At 61.4% G+C, this 23,444-nt stretch carries 24 protein-coding genes; 16 read left to right on the top strand and 8 right to left on the bottom strand.

All coding sequences use genetic code 11. The annotated features are described in order from the left end of the window. The first annotated feature begins 8 nt into the window (after positions 1 to 8). Positions 9 to 965: a succinylglutamate desuccinylase/aspartoacylase family protein gene (locus tag ACYVGC_RS16380; RefSeq protein WP_460584926.1), complete on the top strand. Its 957-nt coding sequence runs from the start codon at positions 9 to 11 to the stop codon at positions 963 to 965. A 107-nt stretch (positions 966 to 1,072) separates the two neighbouring features. After that, on the top strand, positions 1,073 to 1,768 hold the full coding sequence (locus ACYVGC_RS16375) for an OmpH/Skp family outer membrane protein (protein ID WP_460584925.1): 696 nt from the start codon (positions 1,073 to 1,075) through the stop codon (positions 1,766 to 1,768). A gap of 179 nt (positions 1,769 to 1,947) precedes the next feature. Here the strand turns inward: ACYVGC_RS16375 and ACYVGC_RS16370 are convergent, their stop codons facing one another. The 3 genes from ACYVGC_RS16370 to ACYVGC_RS16360 all read right to left on the bottom strand — a co-directional run bounded on the left by ACYVGC_RS16370 (position 1,948) and on the right by ACYVGC_RS16360 (position 4,899). After that, complete coding sequence (locus ACYVGC_RS16370; protein ID WP_460584924.1) at positions 1,948 to 2,952, bottom strand: MDR/zinc-dependent alcohol dehydrogenase-like family protein; 1,005 nt, start codon at positions 2,950 to 2,952, stop codon at positions 1,948 to 1,950. Between the two features lie 207 nt (positions 2,953 to 3,159). Next, complete coding sequence (locus tag ACYVGC_RS16365) at positions 3,160 to 4,023, bottom strand: rhomboid family intramembrane serine protease (protein WP_460584923.1); 864 nt, start codon at positions 4,021 to 4,023, stop codon at positions 3,160 to 3,162. Between the two features lie 69 nt (positions 4,024 to 4,092). Next, positions 4,093 to 4,899 (bottom strand): hypothetical protein, encoded by an 807-nt coding sequence (locus ACYVGC_RS16360; protein ID WP_460584922.1) that lies wholly within the window; start codon positions 4,897 to 4,899, stop codon positions 4,093 to 4,095. A gap of 228 nt (positions 4,900 to 5,127) precedes the next feature. Between ACYVGC_RS16360 and ACYVGC_RS16355 the strand changes: the two genes are divergently transcribed. From ACYVGC_RS16355 to ACYVGC_RS16335, 5 genes are all read left to right on the top strand, one after another. Beyond that, positions 5,128 to 5,427, top strand: a complete 300-nt coding sequence (locus tag ACYVGC_RS16355) for a hypothetical protein (RefSeq protein WP_460584921.1) — start codon at positions 5,128 to 5,130, stop codon at positions 5,425 to 5,427. A 119-nt stretch (positions 5,428 to 5,546) separates the two neighbouring features. Then, positions 5,547 to 7,370 (top strand): glycoside hydrolase family 10 protein, encoded by a 1,824-nt coding sequence (locus ACYVGC_RS16350; RefSeq protein ID WP_460584920.1) that lies wholly within the window; start codon positions 5,547 to 5,549, stop codon positions 7,368 to 7,370. Between the two features lie 140 nt (positions 7,371 to 7,510). Then, entirely contained in the window at positions 7,511 to 8,155 is a 645-nt protein-coding gene (locus tag ACYVGC_RS16345) for a hypothetical protein (protein WP_460584919.1), read from the top strand. A 39-nt stretch (positions 8,156 to 8,194) separates the two neighbouring features. Further along, positions 8,195 to 8,512, top strand: a complete 318-nt coding sequence (locus tag ACYVGC_RS16340; protein WP_460584918.1) for a hypothetical protein — start codon at positions 8,195 to 8,197, stop codon at positions 8,510 to 8,512. A 12-nt stretch (positions 8,513 to 8,524) separates the two neighbouring features. Further along, positions 8,525 to 9,253, top strand: a complete 729-nt coding sequence (locus ACYVGC_RS16335; protein WP_460584917.1) for an outer membrane beta-barrel protein — start codon at positions 8,525 to 8,527, stop codon at positions 9,251 to 9,253. Between the two features lie 106 nt (positions 9,254 to 9,359). Here the strand turns inward: ACYVGC_RS16335 and ACYVGC_RS16330 are convergent, their stop codons facing one another. Beyond that, positions 9,360 to 10,814 carry a Gfo/Idh/MocA family protein gene (locus ACYVGC_RS16330; protein WP_460584916.1) on the bottom strand — a complete coding sequence of 485 codons (1,455 nt, stop codon included), beginning with the start codon at positions 10,812 to 10,814 and terminating at the stop codon, positions 9,360 to 9,362. 123 nt (positions 10,815 to 10,937) lie between these two features. Here ACYVGC_RS16330 and ACYVGC_RS16325 point away from each other — a divergent pair, with 123 nt between their 5' ends. From ACYVGC_RS16325 to ACYVGC_RS16315, 3 genes are all read left to right on the top strand, one after another. Beyond that, on the top strand, positions 10,938 to 12,077 hold the full coding sequence (locus ACYVGC_RS16325; protein ID WP_460584915.1) for an acyltransferase family protein: 1,140 nt from the start codon (positions 10,938 to 10,940) through the stop codon (positions 12,075 to 12,077). Between the two features lie 151 nt (positions 12,078 to 12,228). After that, the gene (gene proC / locus ACYVGC_RS16320; RefSeq protein ID WP_460584914.1) at positions 12,229 to 13,029 is read left to right on the top strand and encodes a pyrroline-5-carboxylate reductase family protein; all 801 of its coding nucleotides are present in this window, start codon (positions 12,229 to 12,231) and stop codon (positions 13,027 to 13,029) included. Between the two features lie 173 nt (positions 13,030 to 13,202). Continuing rightward, positions 13,203 to 13,847: a Rossmann-fold NAD(P)-binding domain-containing protein gene (locus ACYVGC_RS16315; RefSeq protein ID WP_460584913.1), complete on the top strand. Its 645-nt coding sequence runs from the start codon at positions 13,203 to 13,205 to the stop codon at positions 13,845 to 13,847. A gap of 138 nt (positions 13,848 to 13,985) precedes the next feature. Here the strand turns inward: ACYVGC_RS16315 and ACYVGC_RS16310 are convergent, their stop codons facing one another. Further along, positions 13,986 to 14,282, bottom strand: coding sequence for a hypothetical protein (locus tag ACYVGC_RS16310; RefSeq protein WP_460584912.1), 297 nt, complete (start codon positions 14,280 to 14,282; stop codon positions 13,986 to 13,988). A gap of 89 nt (positions 14,283 to 14,371) precedes the next feature. Beyond that, complete coding sequence (locus tag ACYVGC_RS16305; protein ID WP_460584911.1) at positions 14,372 to 14,635, bottom strand: hypothetical protein; 264 nt, start codon at positions 14,633 to 14,635, stop codon at positions 14,372 to 14,374. A 318-nt stretch (positions 14,636 to 14,953) separates the two neighbouring features. Between ACYVGC_RS16305 and ACYVGC_RS16300 the strand changes: the two genes are divergently transcribed. Beyond that, the gene (locus ACYVGC_RS16300; protein WP_460584910.1) at positions 14,954 to 15,226 is read left to right on the top strand and encodes a hypothetical protein; all 273 of its coding nucleotides are present in this window, start codon (positions 14,954 to 14,956) and stop codon (positions 15,224 to 15,226) included. Positions 15,227 to 15,305: 79 nt separating this feature from the next. On the opposite strand, the gene ACYVGC_RS16295 is transcribed toward ACYVGC_RS16300, so the two are convergent. Beyond that, complete coding sequence (locus ACYVGC_RS16295; RefSeq protein WP_460584909.1) at positions 15,306 to 16,712, bottom strand: FAD/NAD(P)-binding protein; 1,407 nt, start codon at positions 16,710 to 16,712, stop codon at positions 15,306 to 15,308. Positions 16,713 to 16,802: 90 nt separating this feature from the next. On the opposite strand from ACYVGC_RS16295, the gene tsaB reads away from it, so the two are divergent. Beyond that, complete coding sequence (gene tsaB, locus ACYVGC_RS16290; RefSeq protein ID WP_460584908.1) at positions 16,803 to 17,507, top strand: tRNA threonylcarbamoyladenosine biosynthesis protein TsaB; 705 nt, start codon at positions 16,803 to 16,805, stop codon at positions 17,505 to 17,507. 10 nt (positions 17,508 to 17,517) lie between these two features. On the opposite strand, the gene ACYVGC_RS16285 is transcribed toward tsaB, so the two are convergent. Further along, positions 17,518 to 17,688 (bottom strand): hypothetical protein, encoded by a 171-nt coding sequence (locus ACYVGC_RS16285; RefSeq protein ID WP_460584907.1) that lies wholly within the window; start codon positions 17,686 to 17,688, stop codon positions 17,518 to 17,520. Positions 17,689 to 17,771: 83 nt separating this feature from the next. Between ACYVGC_RS16285 and ACYVGC_RS16280 the strand changes: the two genes are divergently transcribed. From ACYVGC_RS16280 to ACYVGC_RS16265, 4 genes are all read left to right on the top strand, one after another. Continuing rightward, the gene (locus ACYVGC_RS16280; protein ID WP_460584906.1) at positions 17,772 to 18,299 is read left to right on the top strand and encodes a DUF2480 family protein; all 528 of its coding nucleotides are present in this window, start codon (positions 17,772 to 17,774) and stop codon (positions 18,297 to 18,299) included. A 110-nt stretch (positions 18,300 to 18,409) separates the two neighbouring features. Next, on the top strand, positions 18,410 to 19,756 hold the full coding sequence (locus tag ACYVGC_RS16275; RefSeq protein WP_460584905.1) for an APC family permease: 1,347 nt from the start codon (positions 18,410 to 18,412) through the stop codon (positions 19,754 to 19,756). A gap of 66 nt (positions 19,757 to 19,822) precedes the next feature. Beyond that, positions 19,823 to 21,079: a hypothetical protein gene (locus ACYVGC_RS16270; RefSeq protein ID WP_460584904.1), complete on the top strand. Its 1,257-nt coding sequence runs from the start codon at positions 19,823 to 19,825 to the stop codon at positions 21,077 to 21,079. Between the two features lie 239 nt (positions 21,080 to 21,318). Then, complete coding sequence (locus ACYVGC_RS16265; RefSeq protein WP_460584903.1) at positions 21,319 to 22,584, top strand: serine hydrolase; 1,266 nt, start codon at positions 21,319 to 21,321, stop codon at positions 22,582 to 22,584. Positions 22,585 to 23,444: the final 860 nt, after the last annotated feature.

Here is a 23,444-nt window from a genome sequence, read left to right as displayed (position 1 = left end):
CTTTTGCAATGGCAATTGATAATTGTTTGACCCTGAATGGGTTGCATATTAAGCCCGGCGAACGGGTACTCACGCGGCTGGTTATTTCGCGGCTGCCCTCGGGCACTATCATTGATGTGCCGGTGCACGTTATCCGCTCCACCGAGCCCGGCCCGGTGCTGCTGCTGATGGCCGGCATGCACGGCGACGAGGTAAACGGCGTCGAAACCATCCGGCGGCTCATCCGGCGCAATTTGCTGAATCCCACGCGCGGCACGGTCATCGCCATCCCGATTCTCAACATCTACGGCTTTCTCAACTTTAGCCGGGAAGTGCCTGATGGCAAAGATGTTAACCGCCTGTTTCCGGGGCACCCGCGCGGCTCGCTGGCCAGCCGGGTGGCCCACCGCTTCATGCGCGAAATTATGCCGCTCGTGGACTACGGCATTGATTTTCACACCGGCGGCAAGGCCCGCGCCAACCACCCGCAGCTGCGCTGCCTGCTGGGCGAGGAGCCAGTAATTGACGAGCTGGCGGCGGCCTTTGCCGCGCCGTTTACGCTGCATTCGCGCCTGCGCACCGGCTCGCTGCGCGCCACCGCCCACGCCCTGGGCAAGCCCATTATCGTGTACGAAACCGGCGAGAGCCTGCGCTTCGACGAGCCGGGCATTGAGGAGGCCATTGCGGGCACGCTGCGGGTGCTGCACCACCTGGGCATGGGGGCCGAGGGCCCGCTGCCCGCCCGGCCCAACGTGGTGTGCCGCCGCCATCGCTGGCTGCGGGCGCGCTACGCGGGCCTGTTTCGGGCGCATGTGGCGCTGGGCGACTACGTGGAGGAGGGCCAGATTTACGGCTCCATCGCCGACCCCTACGGCGAGCAGGCCGTGCGCCTGGAGTCCACGCTCAGCGGCTACGTTATCGGCCTCAACCACATGCCCGTCGTCAACCAGGGTGATGCGCTGCTGCATTTGGCCGTGCCGGTGTAGTGAATTTGGAATTTAGAATGAGGAGTGAAGAATTTAGCATACTGAGCTGCCAATTCTTCACTCCTCATTCTAAATTCCAAATTCATTAAGCCGCTACCTTTGCGAATATGAAAAATACTGCCCAACTAGCTTTTAATGCCGTGCTGCTCGTAGCGGTGGCCGTGCTGTACTTTCTGCATTTCAACCAGCGCCCCGCCGCCGCGGTAGCCGCGGCCCCGGTAGCCACTACCGAAGAGGCTGCCCCAGCCGCCGATACTACGGCCGCTACCACGCCGGCCGCCGCGCCCGAAGCCATGGCTACGCCGGCTGCCTTAGCGGCTGCACCCGCCGGCCCGGCCCCCGCCGCCGGCGCCATTGTGTACGTCGAGTCGGCCAAATTGCTTGATGGCTATCAGGGCATGAAGGATGCGCGCCGCGCGTTTGAAGTGAAGGCCAAGGGCTGGGAGCGCCAGAACCAGGCCCTCGTGAGCAGCTTCCGCACGGCCGTGGAGTCGTACCAGAAGTCGGCCCCCACGCTCACCCCCGACCAGCGCGCCGCCGCCGAGCAGCAGCTTCAGCAAAAGCAGCAGCAGGGTGCCGTGGAGCAGCAAAAGATTCAGGCCCAGGCCCAGGAGGCCGAAGGCAAGCTGACCCAAACCGTGCTCGAAAGCGTGAACAAAAAAGTGGAAGCCTACGGTAAGCTACACGGCTACAAGATGATACTCATCGCCTCGCCCAGCGGCACCATCGCCTACGGCGAAAAAGGCCTGGACATCACCACCCCCGTATTGGCGTACCTGAACGGCGAGTACCGCAAGAAGTAATTAGCTGATTATTAACCAAAAGGGGCTTTGCTGATAATCAGCAAAGCCCCTTTTGGTTTGGTGTAGCGCGAATCCGGGAGTAGCGCGAAGCTTCCGCTTCGTGCGCGAGCGCAGCGAGCATCATCGTTCGCGCCGCCCGGCCCCGCCTGCTCGCTGCGCTCGCGCACGAAGCGGAAGCGTTAGCAAGTCAGCACCACTTTGCCGAGCTGCTGGCCGGCCTCCAGGTAGCGCAGAGCCGCTTCACCCTCAGTCAGCGCAAACACTCTATCGACCACGGGCACCAGCTGCTTTTCATTAACGAAGGCCAGCATGTCGTCAAAATCCTGCTCCGAGCCCATGGAAGAGCCCAAAATACTGAGCTGCTTCCAGAAAACCTTGGCCAGCGGCAGGTCAGGCATGTTGCCCAGCGTGGCCCCGAAAAACACGATGCGCCCGCCCGGCGCGGCCACGTCGAGCAAGGTGCCGAAGGCCGCGCCGCCCGCGCTATCGATGATAACGTCGAAGCTCCCGCCGGCCTGCTTGGTGAGCGTGCGGCCCCAGCCCTCGGTGTGGTAGTTGATGCCGCCGCGCAGGCCCATTGGCAGGGCCAGGGCGCGGGCCAGCTTCTCATCGTCGCCCGACGTTACCCAGACCTCCGCCCCCGCGGCCGCGCAGAATTGCGCCGCCACCTGGGCCACGCCGCCGCCCACGCCCGTTACCAGCACGCGCTCGCCGGGCTGCACCTGCGCCCGCTTGAAGGCGGCGCGGTAGGCGGTGAGACCCGCCAGCGGCAGCGCGGCGGCCTGCTCCCAGCTCAGGTGGGCCGGGCAGGGCCGCAGGTAGGCGGCGGGCGTCACTGTGTATTCGGCAAAGGTGCCGGGGTCGGGCATGCCCAGCACCCGAAAGTCGCGGCCCTGGGCGCGCTGGGCGTCGCCCCACTCCACGCCGGGGTACACAATAACGGGCGCGCCCACAGCCCAGTCCGTCACGCCCTCGCCGAGCGCCGCAATTTCGCCGCTGCCATCGGCCCCCAGCGTGCACGGCAACTTGATGCCGGCGTACTGGCCTTTTTGAATCCAGACATCGCGGTGGTTGAGGGCGGCGGCGCGCAGCTTAACTAGCACTTCGCCAGCGGCGGGCTGCGGCGTAGGAGTTTCCCGCGCAATGGCGGGCTGGTGCGGGGCATCTAGTTGGAGGGCAAGCATTTATGTTGGAAGAGAATGGTGGTGGGTCAGCAAAGTAAATAAAATAGGGCTTATGTAGGACGGCTGTCATTGCGAGCGCAACGCAGTGGAGCGCGGCAATCGCCCCCGAACGACACCCACGCCAGTCGTTCGTCAATCGTGCTGGGGCGATTGCCGCGCTCCACTGCGTTGCGCTCGCAATGACAGATTTTTTATTTTATCAGTTAATCAATCAGTTACATGCTCAGCATCCTTCAGCGAGGCCGCTACTAGCGGGCCCGCCACCAGCAGGCCCATGAGCAGGCCGCCGAGGTGGGCAATATTGTCGATATTACCCGTAAGGCCGGAAATCAAGTTGCTGAACACCAGGTACAACACTAGTCCCAGCATGCCCCGGCGGTCCCATTTGTTGAGCACGATTTTCTTCCTGACCAGGAGTACCAGCAGCAAGCCATACAGCCCAAAAATGGCCCCACTGGCCCCTGTTGAGTTGATGCCGCCGCTGTGGTACCAGAGGGTTGCCGCCGAGGCCGCCACGCCGCTGGCCAGGTAGGCGGCCAGCAGGCGCGCGCCGCCGGTGCGGGCCTCCAGCAGCACGCCCAGCAGCCACAGGCTGGCCATGTTGAGCAGCAAATGCGTGATGCCGCCGTGCACAAACAAACTGGTGACCAGCCGCCAGGGCTGGCCAGGCCAGGTGAGCGTCGATACGTTGGAGCCCCAGCGCACCAGCGCGTGGCCCGTGGGCGCAGTGGCCGACACACCGCTCAGCGTCATGGCCAGCCACACCAACAGGTTGATATTGAGTAACAACGGTACGGCCCAGCTTTGGCGGGTGGGCCAAAACAGGCTGCGTAGCATGGGCAGCAGCAGTTGAGCCCAGGTTTCTTCGGGCGCGGGCGCGGGGGCCGCGGCGGGGGGCAGGGGAGGAGCGACTGCTACCTCCGGCACCAGGCCGCGGCGTTGCAGCTCGGCCACAGCGGCAGCCCCCACGGCGGGCGGGTAGCGGCTGGCGTGGCGGGCCAGGTAAAGCAGCTCGGCTTCGGGGCGCTGGGCAAAGTGCGCGGCGGCCGCCGCGGGGGTGGAAACGTCCATTGCATGCTTAACCGCCGAGTAGGCTGGTTGGATTTTGGCCCGGTGTGTGGGGCCGCTCCGCGCTAGCAGCTACAGCTTGATTTCCAGTACAGTAGCCTTATATGCCCTGCCCGTGACGGGCGACACCTGCCGGATGCCCGCTAGCCAGTCCTGCACGTCGGCCCCGCGGGCCACCAGCTCCTTGTCGGTGGTGAATGCCCGGTTGGGCAGCAAGGCCGGCAGGTTGGCTAACACATGCTGCTGGCTGCTAGCTACTTGGCCCATCAGGTCGAACTGGCCCTGCATTTTGGGGCCGAAGCGGAAGCCGTACACGGCGGCCTTATTCCAGGCGCGCCAGGTTTCGCGCACCAGCACCGCCTGGTCGGCAAAGAGGGGGCTGGCTTTGCCTTTATCGGCTTGGTTGGTCAGGTATTCGGTTTGGGTTTCGGCTGTCCAGAAGCGCCGGCCCAGCTCCCGAAACTGCCGCAGCGCCTGCGCATCCTGCTTTTCGGCGGCTGGAATGCGGGCCAGCTGGTCGGCTACCAGCGCGTCGGTGTCGAAGGTGGGCAGCTGCTGGGTTTCCACCGCTTCCAGCTTCAGGGCCGCTGCCGATAAGTTGTTGACTTTGGGCGGGGCGGGGGCCGGGGGGCGGGCATTCCACCAGAAGCCCGCGCCCACCAAGCCCAGGCCTAGCACCATGGCCGCCAGCACCAGCGGGCGTTTACTGGTAGAGTCTTCATCCGATACACTGCCTGGGCCAATGAGGGGTACCTCCCGGCGGTGTAGCTCCCGCCGGGCCGCTGCTATTAGGTCAGGATGGTGGTGGCTGGGGTTGTCAACAAATAATTGCAGCTCCGCGTCGGTTTTAGTGCGTACCACATCGGTAGTAAAGGTCATAAAAAGGGGCGAAAAAGGGCCACGCCGCATTTGGCGCCGTTAAGATGCGGGTAAATCTTCAGATACCGCGGCCAAACCAGCCGCGCCCGGCTGCGTACAGTTAGGTACATCCTTTTTCCAAACGCCTGCTCGGCCAACAGCCCCGGCCGCTAGCGCCATTACAGGGGCACCAGCGTGAGCGGGGGTAGCATCGGCGAGGTAAATCTTTAATTCCCAACTAGCAACATCATGGTAACCCCCAACATTTCGCCCGATTCCAGCCGCCCCTCCGAGATTGAGGAAGGCGCGCAGCCCAGCACCGCCGGCCCCATCACCAACCCCGATGCCGACGGTGACCAGTACGCCAGCGGCAACCCCGAAACCGTGACCCAGGAAGACCTGTCGCGCAGCGACGGCGCGGGCATCCGCGGCGACTACGGCGACGCTGAGCAGACCAACGGCCTCGAAGGTGGTGCTGACTCGGCTACCGATGCTGGCCCCGACCGCGCCGACCACAACCCCACCAACGCCCCGCAGGAGGCCGTGTAAAAGCGAAGAGTTAAAGGTGAAAAGTGACGAGTTAAAAAGCGCCCTCACGTGGGAACAGGCTTTTTAACCCGTCACTTTTCACTTTTAACTCTTTTCCCTACCCGTTCTTTGCGCTTGTGTTGAGTACTTGGTTTTCCTGCCCCCGCCGCTTCTTCTGTTATCTCCTGTGCCTGCTGCCGCTGGCCTTGCACGCCCAGGCCCCACCCAGCCTCGGGGCCATTGCCGGTGAGGAGGACCTGCGCCCCGCCCCGCCTAAGCGCGAATTGCGCGGCTTTTGGGTGGCCACGGTGGCCAACATCGACTGGCCCAATCAGCGCGGCGAGGCCCCCGAGCACTACCGCCGTGAGTACCGCCGCCTGCTCGACGCCGGCCAGCGCGCCGGCCTCAACGCCGTGTTTGTGCAAATCAGGCCGGCCTCCGATGCCTTCTATAAGTCTGATTTAGAGCCCTGGAGCAAGTACCTCACCGGCCGCCAGGGCAAGGCCCCCGGCGAAGGCGACGACCCGCTCCTCTTCCTCATTGCCGAGGCGCACCGCCACAATATGGAGTTCCACGCCTGGTTCAACCCCTACCGGGCTACCATGGACACGGTAACGCGCTCGCTGGCGCCGCTGCACCCGTATAAGCGTCATCCTGAGTGGTTTATCAAGTATAGTACCCAGTATCTATACAACCCCGGCCTGCCGGCCGTGCGCAACCACATCACGCGCGTTATCATGGACGTGGTGCGGCGTTATGATATTGATGGCGTGCACTTTGACGACTACTTCTATCCGTACCCGGAGGTGGGCGTGGTGTTTCACGACGAGCAGGCGTTCCAGAGCCAAAACCCCGACAACCTGGGCCTGGCCGACTGGCGGCGGCAGAACGTGAACATCCTCGTGCGCGACCTGCACGACAGCATTCAGTCGGCCAAGCGGTGGGTGAAATTCGGCATTTCGCCCTTCGGCGTGTGGATGAACAAGAGCGCCGACCCCAACGGCTCCGACACCCGTGCCGGCCAGCCCAGCTATTCCAACCTGTATGCCGACTCGCGCCTGTGGCTCCAAAAAGGCTGGGTCGATTACATCCTGCCGCAGCTGTACTGGAGCACCAAATTTCGGCTCGTGCCCTACGCCACGCTGCTGGAGTGGTGGACGCGCAACCACTTCGACCGCCACCTCTACATCGGCCACGGCACCTACCGGATGCTCGAAAGCACCCGCTCCGACACCGCCTGGCGCAACCCGCGCGAGCTGCTGCGCCAGGTGCGCCTCAACCGCGACTACCCCGGCGACGTGCAGGGTAGTGTGTTCTTCTCCGCTAAGTCAGTGGCTACCAATCCGTTGCATACTAGTGACTCGCTACGCCAGGATGCCTACCGCGCCCCGGCCCTGGTACCCGTGATGCCCTGGCTCGATAGCCTGGCCCCGCGCCCGGTGCGCGAGCTGGTGCTCAACCGCCTGGGCCATACCGCCACCCTCACCTGGCAGCCCGACCTCGTGCCCGCCGCCGACGGCGACCTCGCGGCGTACTACGTGCTCTACCGCTTCGAGCGCGGCCAGGTGATGGGGCCCAACGACCCGCGCCGCATCCTCACCATCATCCGGCCCGGCGCGCTGGCCCAGCCCGCCGCCTTTGCCGACACCACCGCCCAGCCCGGCGTGGCCTACGCCTACTACCTCACCGCCGTGGACCGTCTGCACAACGAGAGCCCGCCCGTCCGCATCTTCACCGAAGGCAAAGTGCCCGTCGAAACGCTGGCCGCCGCGCCGACCACCCCGGCTCCGCCGGTAGCTGCCACGCGCCCCACCCCCCGTCCGAAGCCGCCCGTGGCCGCCGCGCCGCGCCCGCAGGCCCGCCCCACCGTGCCAGGTGCGCCGGAGGTGACCAAGGTTAAAGTCAAAGAAAAAGAGAAGCCCAAGCGCCGCGGCTTCTTTGCGCGGCTATTTGGGGGCAGGTAGCGGAGCCAACTGACTTAGACTGAGCTTACGTGAATACTTTCAACAAATATCAAATATTTGCAGATAGCATATTGGTTTGTTAAGGGATTTGAGTAAGTTTGGTTTACGTACCACTTTATTCACCTTTTCCCACGAACTGCATGTTCAAAATCAACTCATTACCCCTTGTATTAGCAATATTCGGGGGGGGCGTTGCACTCTGCGGCTGCGAGAAACTGCCGTCGGCCAGCATCGCACCCAAGGTTGCGCTCGCGCCCACCAGCGAAGCGTTGCCCGCAACCTACACCGCCGCGCAGCAAGCCTGGCTGAACTTCGTGGATAAGGTGCGGCGCGGCGAGCAGCTGGACCCCACCGGCCAGTACGTGAAAGACGGTACTATGCTGCCCACCGCCAGCACCCGCTTGAAGCGGCTCAGGCTAGACGCGGCCCGGGACAAATACCCATTTCAGCTGGCCCCCGACGGGACGGTAGTACTACTACCCAAAAGCCAGACTGTCCAAAGCCCGGGCAACACTACCAATCTGACGGACCCCATTGACAACCCGCCGCAGGAATGCCCGCCCGGCGGCTGCGTAGGCGTACCGGTGATTACGAGCACGTTCGTTACCAGCGCGGGGCAGGGTGGGGGTAGTGGGCCAATTGTAGACTTAAGAGTTGCGCTGGATAAGCCGATTTTTAACGGTTATACTGTCTTGAATTCTGATTTGAATAAAGGAGCTGGCGGCCGGGAAATATATTTCCAGTTCACTCGCGATGGTGCGAGCGTGTTGAAAGGGCTGGAGTAAAGTAGTTCGAATTATACCTTCTCTCCTTCGGACCCTATTATGTCTTTTTATTCTGGCACGGGTACTTGGCATAGTCAGCCTAGAACACCAGTATATTATTCAGTGGTTTGGAATGCTAATAATAATCCAAATGTTTATTGGAATACACAAGACTTAAATGCCGGGGCTGGTGGGGCATATGTTTATTCGTTTCAGTCAAAAGATTCACGGTCAGTCAACGCCGTGACCTTCCAAGAAGTAGGGATATTATCTGGTAATAGTGAGTCTATTCTACCACCATACGGATGGGTGAAGTGGCCTTATGACTTGAATGAAGACGCTGGCGGTGACTTCATTTACTTCTGCTACCTTCCTTAAGCCTCCGCCACCATGAAAGTGCTTCTTGGTATCTCACTGGTAGGCTGTTTTAGTGCACAGCTAGTTCACGCTCAGCAAGCTGCCTCCACTACAGCGCCCGACCAGCGGCGGTTCTATGTAGGACTGCAATTAGCGCAGGGAGAGTATGAACTGCATTATAAGAATGTGCTCACGCCCACTGTGGCACAGGTGGCCTCGAATTTTGGAGTTGGTTTCTATCTCAGCAATCGACTAGCTATTCAGGCGGGATATGGCCGGAATTCAAGTTATGTCGACGGTGTGGGGGGCGTTCAGCGATTATCCTCTGGGCAATTGAAAACTGGTTTTTTTCGAAATGCCACGGCCGACTACGTAGTGCCGATTACACTCCGGTATACGTTAACCAAGCGGCGCTCCCATCTGCGAGCCGACTTTTTGCTTGGGTTAGCCTATGTGCATTCGTCATTTGACAACGATGCGCATACTGAAATCGATGGGGTAACAGTGGAAGGCAGCCACACTAGTGTTAATGGGCAAGGCGAGCAGTTGTGTGCTACGGTGGGCTTGAGCGGCCGGTGGGTGTTCAACCGTCATTTTGAAGCGCTAGCTGATTACACAGTTAACCGTAATCTAGAAGGTGTGTCGGGTGACATACATCAGCAGGCTACGGGAAATAAGCTGGGCCTCACGCGTAGCATCAGCCTGGGCGCACGCTACCGCTTCAATTTGCGCAAGCCCGCACCGGTAACTGCGGCTATTTAGCGAAGGTCGTTTTTCTTGAGACTAAAACAACGCTGCCCGGCTGCTTTTCATAAGAGCAGCCGGGCAGCGTTGTTTAGAGCAGCCTCTTATAGATGCAGCAAATCAATTACGCCAGCTTCCACCCCGCCCGGTAGTCGCGTTTCACAAAGCGGTTGACTTCGTCCAGGTTGGTGATGCGCATTTGCTGATTATCCCAGAGCAGCTTGAGGCCGCGGCCGGGGTAGTCGAAGCCCTGGCCCGCGGCCTTGGGGCGCTGCAAGTCGTAGCCGCGCACGGCCAAGTTGGCCATCAGCAGGGCTTCGGTGAGGGGGCCGGCTGTTTCGAAGGGCGAGCTGACCTGCTTCTTGCCGTAGCCGGCCAGGCAGGCTTCTACCCACTGGCCATAGTGGCCGTTGGCCTGGCCGGGCACGCGGGCCAGGGTTTGGGGCACGTGCACTTCCTGGTTGCGTGAGAGGGGCAGCAGGCGCGGGTCGGCGCCGTAGGTGCTGGCCATCATCTTGCCCTTCGTGCCGATGAAGAGCGTGCCGTTGCCACCGTCGCCAAACAGCTCGTTGGCCCCCAGCTCGTCGGGTCGCTCGGGCTGAATGCCGCCGTCCATCCAGTGCACAGTTACGTCCTGCTTGGTTTTGTTGGTTTTCGGAAACGTGAGCGTGACGTGGCTGCTCGGCGGGCAGCTTTCGGGGAAGTAGCCGCGCTTAAACTCGTCCACGTACACGCTGCCCACGCTGGCCTGCACCGCGTTGGCATACTGTAAGTTGAGGACTTTAAAGGGCGCTTCCATGAGGTGGCAGCCCATGTCGCCGAGCGCGCCGGTACCGTATTCCCACCAGCCGCGCCAGTTGAAGGGGATGAGGTGGTCCACGTAGTCGCGCTGGGGCGCGGTGCCTAGCCACAGGTCCCAATCCAGCTCACTGGGCGGCGTCATTTTGGTGGTGGGCCAGGCAATGCCCTGGGGCCACACCGGGCGGTCGGTCCAGCAATACACGGTGTGCACGTCGCCGATGGTGCCGGCGTCGTACCACTCTTGCAGCTGCCGCACGCCATCGTTCGAGCCGCCCTGGTTGCCCATCTGGGTCACCACTTTGTAGCGCTTGGCCGCCTCGGTAAGCGTGCGCGCCTCATAAATATCGTGGGTCAGCGGCTTCTGCACGTACACGTGCTTGCCCAGCTGCATGGCGGCCAGCGTAGTAATGGCGTGGTTGTGGTCGGGCGTCGATACCGATACCGCATCGAAGTGCTTGTGTTCCTTGTCAAACAGCTTGCGCCAGTCCTTGTGGTAGCTCGCCTGCGGAAACGCCTGGCGCGATTTAGCCGCCCGGCGGTCGTCCACGTCGCAGAGGTAGGCAATGCGGGCCTTGCCGGTTTTGGCAAACGCAGCGATGTCGCTTTCGCCCTTGCCGCCCACGCCCACGCAGGCAACCACCAGCTGGTCGCTGGGGGCGGTGTAGCCCTTGCCCCCCAGCACGAAGCGTGGCAAAATGAGAATGCCGGCCGTGGCCGCCGTGCCTTGCTTGATAAAATGACGGCGGGAGGTATCCGTGTTTTCGGGAAGTTTGCTCATGAGCGGGTGGCTAGGTGGGAAAGGAAGCCAAAAGATAGGAAAAAATTAGAAGGTAGCTCGCTCACTACCAGCGCTGCCGCTGCGCACTCAGTTACTTTGCCTTTCTACTCTTCTCCCTTGCCTATGCACCCCGCCACCTCTACCCTGCCTACCCGCCTGGTTTCGCTCGATGTATTTCGGGGCCTCACCGTGATGCTGATGGTGGTCGTAAACAACCCCGGCGACTGGGGCCACATCTACCCGCCCCTGGAGCACGCCGAGTGGAACGGCTGCACGCCCACCGACCTCGTGTTCCCCTTTTTCCTCTTCATTGTGGGCGTGAGCCTGGCCTACGCCCTGGCCGGGGCCCGGCGCAGCGGCGCGCCCGCGGGGCCAGTGCTGGCGCGGGTGGCGCGCCGGGCGGCCGTGCTGTTTGGGCTGGGCGTGCTCACCTCGCTCTACCCGCACTTCGATTTTGCCACCGTGCGCATCATGGGCGTGTTGCAGCGCATCGCGCTGGTGTACTTCGGCACCAGCTGCATCTACCTGCTCACGGGCTGGCGCACGCAGGTTATCTTGTTGATAACCGTGTTGATAACTTATGCCGTGCTGATGCAGCTAATCCCCGTACCCGGTTTCGGCCCCGCCAATTTGGCGCCCACCACCAACATCGGGGCCTGGCTCGACCGTACCGTGCTCACCGAAGCCCACCTCTGGAAAACCTCCCGCACCTGGGACCCCGAAGGCCTGCTCGGCACCCTGCCCGCCCTGGGTACCGGCTTGCTGGGTTTGCTAGCCGGCCAGTGGCTGCGCTGGTCCGGCCCCGCGCCCGTGGCCAAGCCGCTGGGCCTTGCGCTGGCCGGCGGCCTCGCCGTGGTGGCGGGCCTGGTCTGGGGCCAGTGGTTCCCCATCAACAAAGCGTTGTGGACAAGCTCCTACGTGCTCTTCGCGGGTGGGCTGGCGCTGGGGCTGCTGGCGCTGCTCTACTGGCTCTGCGACGTGCGCGGCTACCGGCGCGGGCTGGAGCCAGTGCTGGCGTTTGGGGTCAACGCGATAGCGGTATTTTTCTTCTCGGCCATCCTCTCGCGCACCTTCGGTTTGATGCGGCTACCGGGCCCGGCTGGCCAGCCGTTGGGCTTCAAGGAATGGCTCTACGAAGGCGGTATTGCCCCGTTTTTCAGCGACCCGCGCAATGCATCGCTGGCTGGCGCGGTAGTATGTTTGCTTATCTGGCTGGCTGTACTCAGCTGGCTGCGCCGCCAAAACTGGGTCTGGAAAGTATAAAACGTTCCATTTGCAGCGTAGTTGCATCGTGCGTTTAGCTGAATTTGCAACAAAGATGCATAATTTATAATTATCTGTTAATCAATACTTAAATGGCGTAAGCGGCAAGCTCCTAGTAAGCGCTTCGCCGCTACGCCAGCTTACTTAGGGTATGAAAATTCTCATCATCGGCGGCGGCAACATGGGCCTGACTTATGCCCGCAGCTTCGTGCGCGCCCACATCACCTCACGGCTCGACCTGCGCCTGCTGGCCCGCTCGCCCGAGCGCGTGTCCGCGCTGGCCGCGCACGAAATCGGTACCGTGTGGGGCCAGCCGCAAGACTGCGTGCCGGGGGCCGATATCATCATTCTGGCCGTGAAGCCGCAGGATTCGGGGGCGCTGTTTGAGACGCTGCGCGGCCTGGTGCAGCCCCAGCAAGTGGTGCTCAGCATTATGGCGGGTGTGCGCATTGCCACCCTGCGCGAGGCGCTGGGTACACCCAAAATTATTCGGGCCATGCCCAACCTGCCCGCCCAAATCGGCATGGGCATGACGGCCTTTACCAGTACCGATGAGGTGACGCGCGCCGAGTTGGTGCAGGTGCAAAACCTGCTCAGCACCACCGGCAAAACGGTGTACGTGGAGGAAGAAAGCGCCATCGACGCCAGCACCGCCATCTCGGGCAGCGGCCCCGCCTACGTGTACTACTGCATGGAAGCCCTGATGGCCGCCGCCGCCCAAATGGGCTTCGCCCCCGCCGAAGCCGAGCTGCTGGTCAGCCAAACCTTCCGGGGCGCGGTGGAGCTCTACAGTCAGGCCGGCCTCAGCTGCCAGGACTGGATTGCCCGCGTATCCTCCAAAGGTGGCACCACCGAGGCCGCTATGAAAGCCTTTGGCAGCGGCGCTGTGCGCGAGGGCCTTATGGCCGGAGCCGAGGCCGCCCGCGCCCGCGCCGAAGCGCTAGGCAAGTGAAGCATTGGTTCGTAGTTCCTGGTTCCACGGGCCCGAATGCAGCTTTGTAATGGCCTCCTGCTTCTGCGTCTTCTGCGCAAGCCTCTGCGCCCTTTGCGGGCTAAAACACACCTGCGCCAATAGCCGAATAAAACCCTTATAAGCCAGAATCTACAGACCAGAAACCAAGTGCCATGAAAAAAACTGCGCTCCTCGCCGGCGCTACCGGCCTCATTGGTAGCGCCTTACTGCCGCTGCTGCTGGCTTCCGACCGCTACGCCAAGGTGATTGTGGTGGGCCGCCGCCCGGTAGCCACCCAACACCCCAAGCTCACGCAAGTGGTGGTAGAGCTGGGCGCGCTGGAAGCCGAGCGCCTGCGCCTCATCGCCGACGATGTGTTCTGCTGCCTGGGCACTACCATTAAGCAAGCCGGCTCGCGCGAGGCTTTTTATAAAGTTGATTTTTTGTACGTTGTGCAGCTAGCGGCACTCACGGCGGCTAATTTTGCGGCGCAGTTCCTGGTGGTATCCTCACTCGGGGCCGATGCCAGCTCGCGCGTTTATTACAGCCGCGTGAAGGGCGAAATGGAGGAGGCCGTGCGGCAAACTCCCTTCCGGGCCATCCATATTTTCCGGCCCTCCTTGCTGCTGGGCGACCGGGCCCAGCCCCGCCTCGGTGAGCGCCTGGGGGCGGCCGTGCTGGCGCTGGTGCGCCCGCTGCTGCGCGGCGGCTGGCGCAAGTACCGTCCCGTGGCTGCCGCCACCGTGGCCCAGGCCATGTTGCGCGCCGCCCAGGATGACGGCGGTGGCGTGCGAATTCACAACTCTGACGCGTTGTAAGCTGGCTTGTGTAGTAGCCCGGTGTGGTATGCTAGAAGTATGGGTAACCATTTGCCCATCAGTAGTTAATCACTAAAAAGCCCCTGATAAACAGTGCTATCAGGGGCTTTTTAGTGAAATATTCTTAGCTACTAAAGCTTACCAGCGGCGGCCATATCCGCGGCCACGGCCGTAGCCACCCCGGCCATAGTAGGGGCGGGGGGCGTAGTACACGGGGCGCGGGGCGTAATAAACCGGGCGCGGGGCATAGTACACAGGGGCCGGTGCATAATACACGGGGGGCGGCGGCGCTATCACTACGGGCGCCACGGGTGGGTAGTAGCCGCGCCCGTAATAGGGCTGACCAATTCGGGCGTTGATAACAACCTGGGCCGAAGCGGCACCTACGCTGAGCAAGCTCAGTAGTAAGGCAAATAACAAGGGGCGGAAACGCATGGCTTGTTCGTGCCGAAGCACGCGGTTAAAAGGGTGAGAAAAGGAAGGAGGTTGTGTTAGGTAAGCTTAGTGGATAACTTGACGGAGGCCTAACGACCGCGACGGCCGCCGTAGTGCCCACCGCCGTAGCCGCCCCGGCCGCCACCACCGCGGTAGCCCCGGTCGCCGCCCCCGCGGTAGCCACCACCGTAATACGGCCGCGCTGGGGTAATAATGACCGGCCGGGGTGCGTAGTAGCGCGGCCCGTAGTAGCTAGGACCATAGTACGGATAGGGAGCGCCCACGCTGGCACCAGCGTATACGCCGGGGGCACAGCTGCTCAGGCCTAAGCCCAGGCCTAAAATCAGAAACAAGGAAAAAAACAAATTGCGACGCATAGCAGGGCAGGAGCCGAAGCCCCCGGTTAGAGTTGTTGAAAACAACGTTTGGTTGGACAACACGCACCGCGGGAGGTTTAATTTCCGCAGTACTTATCGGCTGAACTAACTCAGGCATCAACCAACGCTACTGGATGATATATTGCCAAAACCTTGCCAAAAAAACGGCTTCTTTTTGCTGATTTTAATGTTCCTTAACGTATTATGGTTTAATGGGTTACAAAAGATGATAAATGAATCAAAACCAACTCGGTAGCGTTACTTAAGCAGACGATAACCTGCCCTACCGCACTTATGAAAAATCCTGCTGATTACCTGTCCAGCCGCGTGTTTGAAGCCCGCCGCCCCCGCCGCGAATTGCAGCCCGTAGTAGCGTACACCGACGCGGTGCAGGCCATTGAGCAAGCCCTGGCTGATGCCGAGAAGTATAAATATTTGCTGATGCGCGCCCTGCGCCGCCATCACGACGAGCTAGCCGACGCTGCGCCCCTAGCCGTCATTTCAACCAACTCCGATGCGACGCGCGTGCTGCCGCTTTACCCCGCTGGCTTGCCCCTGGCTGCCTAGGGCCGTCAGTCAATTTTAAGTGCGAATGAGCCGCCCTGGGTTAGCCCGGGGCGGCTCTTTACTTGTCAGAATACCAAGGCTATGTGGCCTGGTAGCGCTGAATTAGCACGGCCGCCAGCGTTGCCGCCTGTTGGCGCAGTTCCGGCACGGCCGTCGATTCAAAAGACTCCGGCCGTCGGCTGGCCCCGAGCGTGAACAGCCCCCCGGCGCTGGGCTGCCCATCGGGGCCGAGCAGCGCGCCCGTGGCATCAGTGACTATGCCTAGCCGCAAGGGGTCGGGGGTGAGGCAGCCGGCCGCACGCAACTGCTGCACCAGCGGCACTTGCAGCCGGCTGTAGTCGGCTAGCGGCCCGGTGCAGCAGATAACGTGGTTGGCTGTTAGGTAAGTAGTTACTGCACCAGTTTGCGCCACGCCCACGCGCAGGCTAGCCTCAGCGGGTACTATTTCCACCGCGCGGCCCGCAAGCGTTTGTAGCTGGCCACTGGCGGTCAGCTCGGCCAGCAGCGCCGCGCCGCTGGGCGCAATGCGGTGCCGCGCCTGCGACCACCGCCCCGCCAGATGCCGCAGAAACCGCGCCTGCTCGGCTAGCGGCCACGCGGCCCAAATGCGGCCCAGGTCGGGCCGCAAAGCATCAATAACTGCCCGCCAATTAATGCCTTGCGCCGCGGCTTGTGCTAGGTGGCGGCGCACACAACGCAGCCCGCCCACCACGTTAGTTTCGGGCGCCAGCTCCGCATAAAAACTGGGGTAAGCCGGCGCGCCCGCCGGGCCGTGGGCGGCGGGCCAGCGCCCGCGCCGCGCCACCACCTGCACCAAGCCACGGTGGCCCTGCGCGCGTAAAGCCAGCAGCATATCCACGGCGGTGAGGCCCGCGCCAATGAGCACCACCACCTCCTCGGGCCCGATGCGGGCGAGCGCGCCCGCCGCCCAGGGGTCGGCGTGGTAGCCGGGGTGGTGCAGGTAACGGTAATCGGGCCCGGTGGGCGGGGGCGGCGGAAAGTTGCCCAGCGCCAGCACCACCACTTGGCTCAGCAGCGTGCGGCCATCAGCCAGCTGCACGGCGCGGCGGCCGTCGGGCAGCAGCGGCGCGGCCAGCGCTTCGGTAGAGTAGTGCTTGATTGTTAGTTTACTACCTCCTAATGTAGCCGCCGCGGCCAGCTCCTGTGCCAGGTAACGGCCATACGTGGCGCGGGGTGCAAACTCGGGCCCGCCGGCGGTGGCCTCGGGCTGCCGGGCTAGCCAGGCGGCAAAGTGGCCCGGGTCGTCGGCCCAGGCGCTGAGGTTGCCGGGCCGCACATTCAGCAGCAGCTCGGGCCAGGGGGCCGAGTAGGCGAGGCCGGGGCCAAGCGCGGCGCGCGGCTCTACCAGCGCTATTTCTATGGGCAACTGCCCGGCTTGCCGCGCCAAGTGCCGCGCCAGCGCCGTTCCCGCAAAGCCGCCGCCCACGATGGTAATAACGTAGGGAACAGGCGCAAACGTGGACATGAATGGAAAGTAAAATGGCTTCGGACTTACGGCCGCGCCGCGGGTAGGTTTGCAAATAACTCCCAACCAGCCGGAACTTGCCCCTTACTTATGTCCAAGCTCCTGCTTTCGCTCGAAACCTCGTCGCCCATTTGCGCCGTGGCTTTGCACCACCTGGCCGACGGCCACCTGCTCGGCCAGGCTGAATTGCGCCTCGAAAAGTCGCACTCTACCCACCTCACCGTGCTCATCGAGCAGCTGGTGGCCAACACCGGCCACACGCTGGCCGACCTCGCCGCCGTGGCCCTCAGCGATGGCCCCGGCTCCTACACCGGCCTGCGCATTGGGGCGGCCGCCGCCAAGGGCCTGTGCTTTGCCCTCGATGTGCCACTGCTGGCCGTGGGCACGCTGCCCGCGCTGGCCCACCAGGTAGCCGCCCGCACGCCCCGCGCCGCCGAGTATCTGTATTGCCCCATGCTCGACGCCCGCCGCCAGGAAGTGTACGCCGCCCTCTACCGCGCCGATGAAACCGAAGTGCTGGCTCCCAACAACTTAGTGCTCGACGCCGCTACGCTGGCCGAACATTTAGCCCACCACTCCGTGTTATTCTTTGGTTCAGGCGCAGCAAAGTTTCAGGCTTTAGTCAACGATAACCCAAACGCCGTTTTCCTGGCCGACGTGCAGCCCTCCGCCATCAGCCTCGGCGAGTTGGCGCTGGCCGCCTACCACCGCCAGCAGTTTCAGGATGTAGCGTACTACGAGCCATTTTACTTAAAAGAAGTTTACACTACTACGGCTAAAAAACAGCCGTTGTGAGCAATTCGGATTAGTGCCGGTAGCCCTGCCAAGTGCCGCCGTAGCGGTAGCCCGGCTGGGGTTTCGCTTTGATACAGCAACTCTCGCAGACAAAAATCCAGCTCTTGCCCCCAGCCATTGTTTGAATGCGGTAGAGCGTGGTAGCCTCCTGCTGACAGTGGGCGCAAAGCTTGGTTTTCATGGTTGCTGGCCTATTTTACTGCTGCTGTAACTGTTGCCTGCGCAGTACTGTTCTAACTCATTCTGCTACTAATTTTTATGGACATGGAGCCCCTCTTCGTCAATCGCGTCGCCGCTTCCGGCCTCGTCACGCTTAATCTGGAAGAATACCTTCACCCCGGCGACCGCGTGGTGTACGACATCAAAGACAATCTCTTCCACGGCTTGATGCTGCGCGAAAAGGACTTCCGCGAGTTCGTCAAAACCCACGACTGGGCCCAGTACGACGGCCAAAACGTGGCCATCATCTGCTCGGCCGATGCCATTGTGCCCACCTGGGCTTATATGCTGCTGGCCAGTAAGTTGCAGGGGCACGCCCACCGCTACGTGTTCGGCAACGAGGAAGCCCTGGAGCAGTCGCTCTTCGAAGAAGCCATCGCCGGCATCGACCCCGCCGACTACCAGGACGCCAAGCTGGTTATCAAAGGCTGCGGCGATAAGCCGGTGCCTACCTTCGCCTACGTGGCCATTATGCAGCGCCTGCTGCCCGTGGCCGCCAGCGTCATGTATGGCGAGCCGTGCAGCACCGTGCCCCTCTACAAAAAGCCCAAAGCCGCCGTAGCCGCCGAATAAGCTCGCCGCTACGTTGCATCAGCGCCCGGCTCACTACCCACTTGGGTGGTGGGCCGGGCGTTTTTTGGGAGTACGCTGCGAATAAGCCCGCCAGTCCGACCTTTGCCGGCGTGCCAACTCAACCTTACCAGATAAATTTTCGCACCGGCGCGGCCATCGTTATTGCTAACATGGTCGGTACCGGCGTTTTTACCAGCCTCGGTTTCCAAATCCTGGGTATCCAAAGCGGCTTTGCGTTGCTGATGCTCTGGGTAGTGGGCGGCCTCATTGCCCTGTGCGGGGCCGTGAGCTACGGCGAGCTGGCTGCCGCCATGCCGCGCTCGGGCGGCGAGTACCACTACCTCAGTCAGATATATCACCCGGCGTTGGGCTTTCTTTCGGGTTGGGTGTCGGCTACGGTAGGCTTTGCCGCGCCCACCGCTTTGGCTGCGCTGGCCCTGGCCCAGTACGCCCAAAGCGTGTGGCCCGCCCTCACCACCCCGCTGCTGGCGGGCACGGCCTTCACGGGCGGCACCGTGCTGGCGGTGGGCGTGGTGCTGGCGCTAGCTTTGGTGCACGGCCGCAGCACCCGCGCCGGCAGCCGCTTGCAGGTAGTTATCACGGCTATCAAAGTGCTTGTGCTAGTGGCGTTTATCGCAGTGGGCTTATTCATGGGCCAGCCGCAGCCACTACACTTCGCCCCCGCGGCCGCCGACTGGCGCGCCTTGCTCAGCCCCGTGTTTGCCGTGTCGCTGGTGTATGTCAGCTACGCCTACTCGGGCTGGAACGCCGCCGTGTACCTCACCGGCGAAATCGAAAACCCGCAGCGTAACCTCTCGCGCATCCTGCTCACCGGCACGGCCGTGGTACTCCTGTTATATGTGGGGCTGAACTACGTGTTTTTGCGCGCCACGCCGCTGGGCGTGCTCAAGGGCCAGGTGGAGGTGGGCTACCTGGCGGCCAGCTGGCTGTTTGGCCCCGTGGCGGGCCGCCTCACCGGGGCCGTTATCGCGGCACTGCTCGTGTCCACCATCAGCGCCATGGTTTTTGCCGGCCCCCGCATTGTGCAAGTGATGGGCGAGGACCTGCCCGCCCTGCGCTGGCTGGCCGTGCGCAGCACCGCCGGTATTCCGGTGCGGGCTCTGATTTTGCAAGTAGCTATTACCCTGCTGTTTATCCTGAAGCCCGATTTTAAGGCCGTGCTGGTTTACGCGGGCTTTGTGCTCAATCTCTTCACGTTTCTCACGGTGTTGGGCGTGTTCGTGCTGCGCTGGCGGCAGCCCGAGCTCCCGCGCCCGTACCGCGCCTGGGGTTACCCAGTCACGCCGCTGCTGTTCCTGGCCCTCAGCGCCTGGACGCTCGTTTTCATCATCAAGGACAAGCCTGCCGAGTCGCTCTACGGCCTAGCCACGGTGGCAAGTGGGTTGCTGGTTTACTTTGTTGCCCAAAAGGTTAGCCCCACTCCCCGGCGCGCCTAAGTATCCTTCTTTACCACTCACCTACTCTGCTAACTGCGCCTAGCCGCGCGCCGCTACTCTTTCTTAATGCGCCTTTCCCTGCTTTCTCTAGTGCCAGCCCTCGGGCTGCTGGCCGCTTGCTCCGACACTACCACCGAGCAGAAAACCACTACTAAAACCGAAACCATGGCCGACACGGCCAGCAAAGTTTCGCCCGCCGCCGCCCGTCCCGATAGCGCTGCCAAACAGCCTACTGCGCAGGTTGCCAAGGTACTAGCTCCCGATACCACCGGCGTCCAAAACGTAGCCAACTACCTTGCGGGCCTGCCGCCCCAGGCCGGTACCCCGCTTGCCACCCTGGCCGCGCAGCCGGCCTGGCAAGCCTTCACCAAGGACCAAGATAAAAGCTGGGCTAAGTATCGCACCACCCACACCGACCCCATGCAGCGTTGGGCCGCCACCGAGCTCGATTCGGTGCGCCAAGCCAGCCCCACGCTTTTCTACCCTTTCAGCGGTCCCGATTTTCTCAACGCTTTCACGCTGTTTCCCGCCAGCCGCACCTACGTTATGATTGGCCTGGAGCCAGTGGGCAGCATTCCCACACCCGCCAACCTAGCCAATCCCATCTTGCTCAAGGCCGTTAAGAAGTCGCTCTGGTCGGTGCTGAATTTCAGCTTCTTCCGCACCAACGACATGGCCATCGACCTCAAATCCGTGAATCTCGACGGGGCCGTGCCGCTCATCATGCTCTTCGCCGCCCGCACCGGCAATCACCTCCAGTCGGTGCGCCCCGTGCAGCTCGACGCTCAAGGCCAGTTCCAAGAGGTAACCGACACCACCCGCGCCAGCAAAGGGGCGGCGCTAGCCAAAACCATTCCCGGTGCCGAACTAAAGCTGCAAGCCGCCGACGGTACTGAGAAAATCATCTACTACTTCTCTGCCGACCTCAGCGACTGGAAGCTCACTACTAAAAGCGCCCCGCTAGCCTATGTGCGTAGCCTCGGTCCTCTCACAACTTACGTGAAATCGGCCACTTACCTCATGCATAAAAGTTACTTCTCCAAAATCCGCAACCTGGTTTTGGAGCGTAGCAACTACCTGCTGCAAGACGATAGCGGCATCGCCATGAAGTATTTCCCCAAAAGCGCGTGGCAATTCACCTACTATGGCACCTACCACCGCCCCATCAACCTCTTCGCCAAGCAATACCAGCCCGAACTCACCACTGCCTACCACGATACCCTGCGCCGCGCCCGCCCGCTCCCATTCGGAACCGGCTACAACTGGCGTCAAACCGATAGCAACTTGTTACTAGCAAAACGCCGCCCGCCTATCAGCAAATAGCTTGGCCTTTGTAGTCCGAGTGCGAGCGCAGCGAGCATCTTGCGTTATCACCCATCAGCTATTATTTGTAAACCCGCCCAACAAGATAGCAGGGTAGGAGCGAAGCAACAATTATCCAACCCCAAATGCCCTCTACCGTCCGGCTCCCCTCTTTTTGGAGAGGGTGCCAGGGAATGAGGTTCCCCGTAAAGGCCGTGATAAAAACTATCACGGCCTTCCTTATTATACAGAGTATGAAAATGTCCCCATTCAGGAAGCCTATTCCATGCCTCCTAGCCCTATTCCTGATAGTAACAACAGCCCAAGCCCAAACCACCCCCGATTCTTCTCTCCTCGATAGCCTTCTCCACACCAGTCCCGCCCTGACCCAGGTCCTCAGCCACCCTGCCACCTACCAGCTCCAGATTATCTATACCCAAATAAACCGCGACGTCCACAACGTCCCGCACTTCACCCAGCACACCTACCACCTCAACCCCCGCCAATACTTCAACCCCGCCAGCCTCGTCAAGCTCCCCGTCGCCCTGCTAGCGCTCGAAAAGCTCCATAACCTGCCTGCTTCTATTAATAGGAGTACCATCATGTCCACCGGCACCGACTGGCGTTGCCAAACCCCCATCCCCTTCGCCGCCCCCGCCGATTCCGACCGCACCGCTACCGTCGGCAACTACATCAAGCGGATGCTCCTAGTTAGCGACAACCTCGCCTACAACCGCCTCTACGAATTCCTCGGCCAAAACCAGCTAAATACCCGCCTTCAGCAGCTCGGCTACCCCGGTAGCCGCATCGTACGCCGCTTCGCCCCCTGCGACACCGCCGCCAACCGCCACACCAACCCCATCGCCTTCCACACCCCCGCCGGCGATACGTTATATAAGCAGCCCGCCCAAACTAACCCCCGCACCCCCGCGCCGCCCCTCGGCCCCGTGTTCGCCGGCCGCGCCTACCAGGCCGGTAGCCGCATCATCCACCAGCCCTACGAGTTCACCACCGCCAACAACCTGCCCCTGCCCGATATCACAGCTCTTCTCCAAACTGCCCTTTTCCCCGAGTCTATCCCCGCCGCCCAGCGCCCCCACCTTACCCCCGCCGACCACGCCTTCCTCCGCCAGTACCTCCGCTCTACACCCCACGCTAGCCATTTCACCCCCTACGCCGCCCCTAAGTACTTCGACGCCTACAAAAAGTACCTCTACTACGGCCGCCGCCCCGAAGCCCAGCCCCAGCCCGGCCTGCGCATTTTCAACATTGTGGGCATGTCGCACGGCTATCTCGCCGATGTCGCCTACTTCGCCGACTCCCTCCACCAGTCCGAGTTCCTGCTCAGCGCCGTCCTCTACGTCAACCAAGACGGCATCATCAACGACGCCGCCTACGAGTACGACACCATCGGCCTGCCCTTCCTGGCCCAGCTAGGCCAGCTTTTCTACCGCTACGAAGCCCAGCGCCCCCGCCCATTCGCCCCCAACCTCACCCTTTTCTTCCAGCCCGACCCCCAACCCTAAAATATCTTCCCCCGTATAAGGCCGGCTAACTGCCTGACCTGCACCACCCGCCCGCCGCCGCCTACCCCCCCACACCCCAGCCCAGCCCAGAAAATCCGGCAGCATCCGTTCCAAACCACCGCTTCCCAGCGTACTTTTGCACTCCCAAATCGAACGGACAAGGGCAACGACCAAAAGGCTTTGAAAATAAAACCTCAAACTCTTTTGCCAATTCAAAAATTCCGGTTGTACCTTTGCACCCCGTTTAAACCACGGCCCATCGGACACGCCGAGAGAGAAGCTAGAAAGCTAAAATTTTTTCGCTTCAAATTTGGAAAGTCAGAAAAAACCACTACCTTTGCACTCCTAAACAGGATAAGAGACAGTGAAACACCAAAAGTAGCCGCTTAACTTTTAGCTACTTACCTCTAAAAACCCGCTCAATAGGAGGGGGTAGAACTTGAAAAGCCCACTGAAAATCTTCAAAAATTTTCACATTAAGTTTTGAAAGTTAAAAATTCTTCTTACTTTTGCAGCACGCTTCAACCAGAAGCGAAAGCTAAAAAACTAAAACGAAAAAATAAAAATTTTCGCTTTTAAGTTTGGAAAGAAGGAAAATCTTCTTACCTTTGCACTCCCAATTACAAAAGGGTGTTGTAACCGACAAGAAAACGAGCCGCTAAACAAGCTCACTAAGTTGCCTCAATTGGAAGCAACAAACGTTCTTTGAATGACTGGAAAAGACAAATGGTAAGTATGCTTACGTAAGTAAGCAGAAATGTAAAGTTAAACTGAACTCGTTAATACGAGCAAGGAGCGCATCTCGACATCAGCCATGGTTCGCCATGGTGCAGGAATATTTTACAATGGAGAGTTTGATC

The sequence above is a fragment of the Hymenobacter arcticus genome, assembly GCF_054779975.1.
The sequence above is the reverse complement of the archived record's forward strand: the minus strand, read 5'-3'. Positions and strand labels throughout refer to the sequence as shown.

Coding starts and splice junctions, on each gene's coding strand:
- ACYVGC_RS16380 (WP_460584926.1), top strand. CDS start 9: ATGGCAATTGATAATTGTTTGACCCTGAATGGGTTGCATATTAAGCCC.
- ACYVGC_RS16375 (WP_460584925.1), top strand. CDS start 1,073: ATGAAAAATACTGCCCAACTAGCTTTTAATGCCGTGCTGCTCGTAGCG.
- ACYVGC_RS16370 (WP_460584924.1), bottom strand. CDS start 2,952: ATGCTTGCCCTCCAACTAGATGCCCCGCACCAGCCCGCCATTGCGCGG.
- ACYVGC_RS16365 (WP_460584923.1), bottom strand. CDS start 4,023: ATGGACGTTTCCACCCCCGCGGCGGCCGCCGCGCACTTTGCCCAGCGC.
- ACYVGC_RS16360 (WP_460584922.1), bottom strand. CDS start 4,899: ATGACCTTTACTACCGATGTGGTACGCACTAAAACCGACGCGGAGCTG.
- ACYVGC_RS16355 (WP_460584921.1), top strand. CDS start 5,128: ATGGTAACCCCCAACATTTCGCCCGATTCCAGCCGCCCCTCCGAGATT.
- ACYVGC_RS16345 (WP_460584919.1), top strand. CDS start 7,511: ATGTTCAAAATCAACTCATTACCCCTTGTATTAGCAATATTCGGGGGG.
- ACYVGC_RS16340 (WP_460584918.1), top strand. CDS start 8,195: ATGTCTTTTTATTCTGGCACGGGTACTTGGCATAGTCAGCCTAGAACA.
- ACYVGC_RS16335 (WP_460584917.1), top strand. CDS start 8,525: ATGAAAGTGCTTCTTGGTATCTCACTGGTAGGCTGTTTTAGTGCACAG.
- ACYVGC_RS16330 (WP_460584916.1), bottom strand. CDS start 10,814: ATGAGCAAACTTCCCGAAAACACGGATACCTCCCGCCGTCATTTTATC.
- ACYVGC_RS16325 (WP_460584915.1), top strand. CDS start 10,938: ATGCACCCCGCCACCTCTACCCTGCCTACCCGCCTGGTTTCGCTCGAT.
- proC (WP_460584914.1), top strand. CDS start 12,229: ATGAAAATTCTCATCATCGGCGGCGGCAACATGGGCCTGACTTATGCC.
- ACYVGC_RS16315 (WP_460584913.1), top strand. CDS start 13,203: ATGAAAAAAACTGCGCTCCTCGCCGGCGCTACCGGCCTCATTGGTAGC.
- ACYVGC_RS16310 (WP_460584912.1), bottom strand. CDS start 14,282: ATGCGTTTCCGCCCCTTGTTATTTGCCTTACTACTGAGCTTGCTCAGC.
- ACYVGC_RS16300 (WP_460584910.1), top strand. CDS start 14,954: ATGAAAAATCCTGCTGATTACCTGTCCAGCCGCGTGTTTGAAGCCCGC.
- ACYVGC_RS16295 (WP_460584909.1), bottom strand. CDS start 16,712: ATGTCCACGTTTGCGCCTGTTCCCTACGTTATTACCATCGTGGGCGGC.
- tsaB (WP_460584908.1), top strand. CDS start 16,803: ATGTCCAAGCTCCTGCTTTCGCTCGAAACCTCGTCGCCCATTTGCGCC.
- ACYVGC_RS16285 (WP_460584907.1), bottom strand. CDS start 17,688: ATGAAAACCAAGCTTTGCGCCCACTGTCAGCAGGAGGCTACCACGCTC.
- ACYVGC_RS16280 (WP_460584906.1), top strand. CDS start 17,772: ATGGAGCCCCTCTTCGTCAATCGCGTCGCCGCTTCCGGCCTCGTCACG.
- ACYVGC_RS16270 (WP_460584904.1), top strand. CDS start 19,823: ATGCGCCTTTCCCTGCTTTCTCTAGTGCCAGCCCTCGGGCTGCTGGCC.
- ACYVGC_RS16265 (WP_460584903.1), top strand. CDS start 21,319: ATGTCCCCATTCAGGAAGCCTATTCCATGCCTCCTAGCCCTATTCCTG.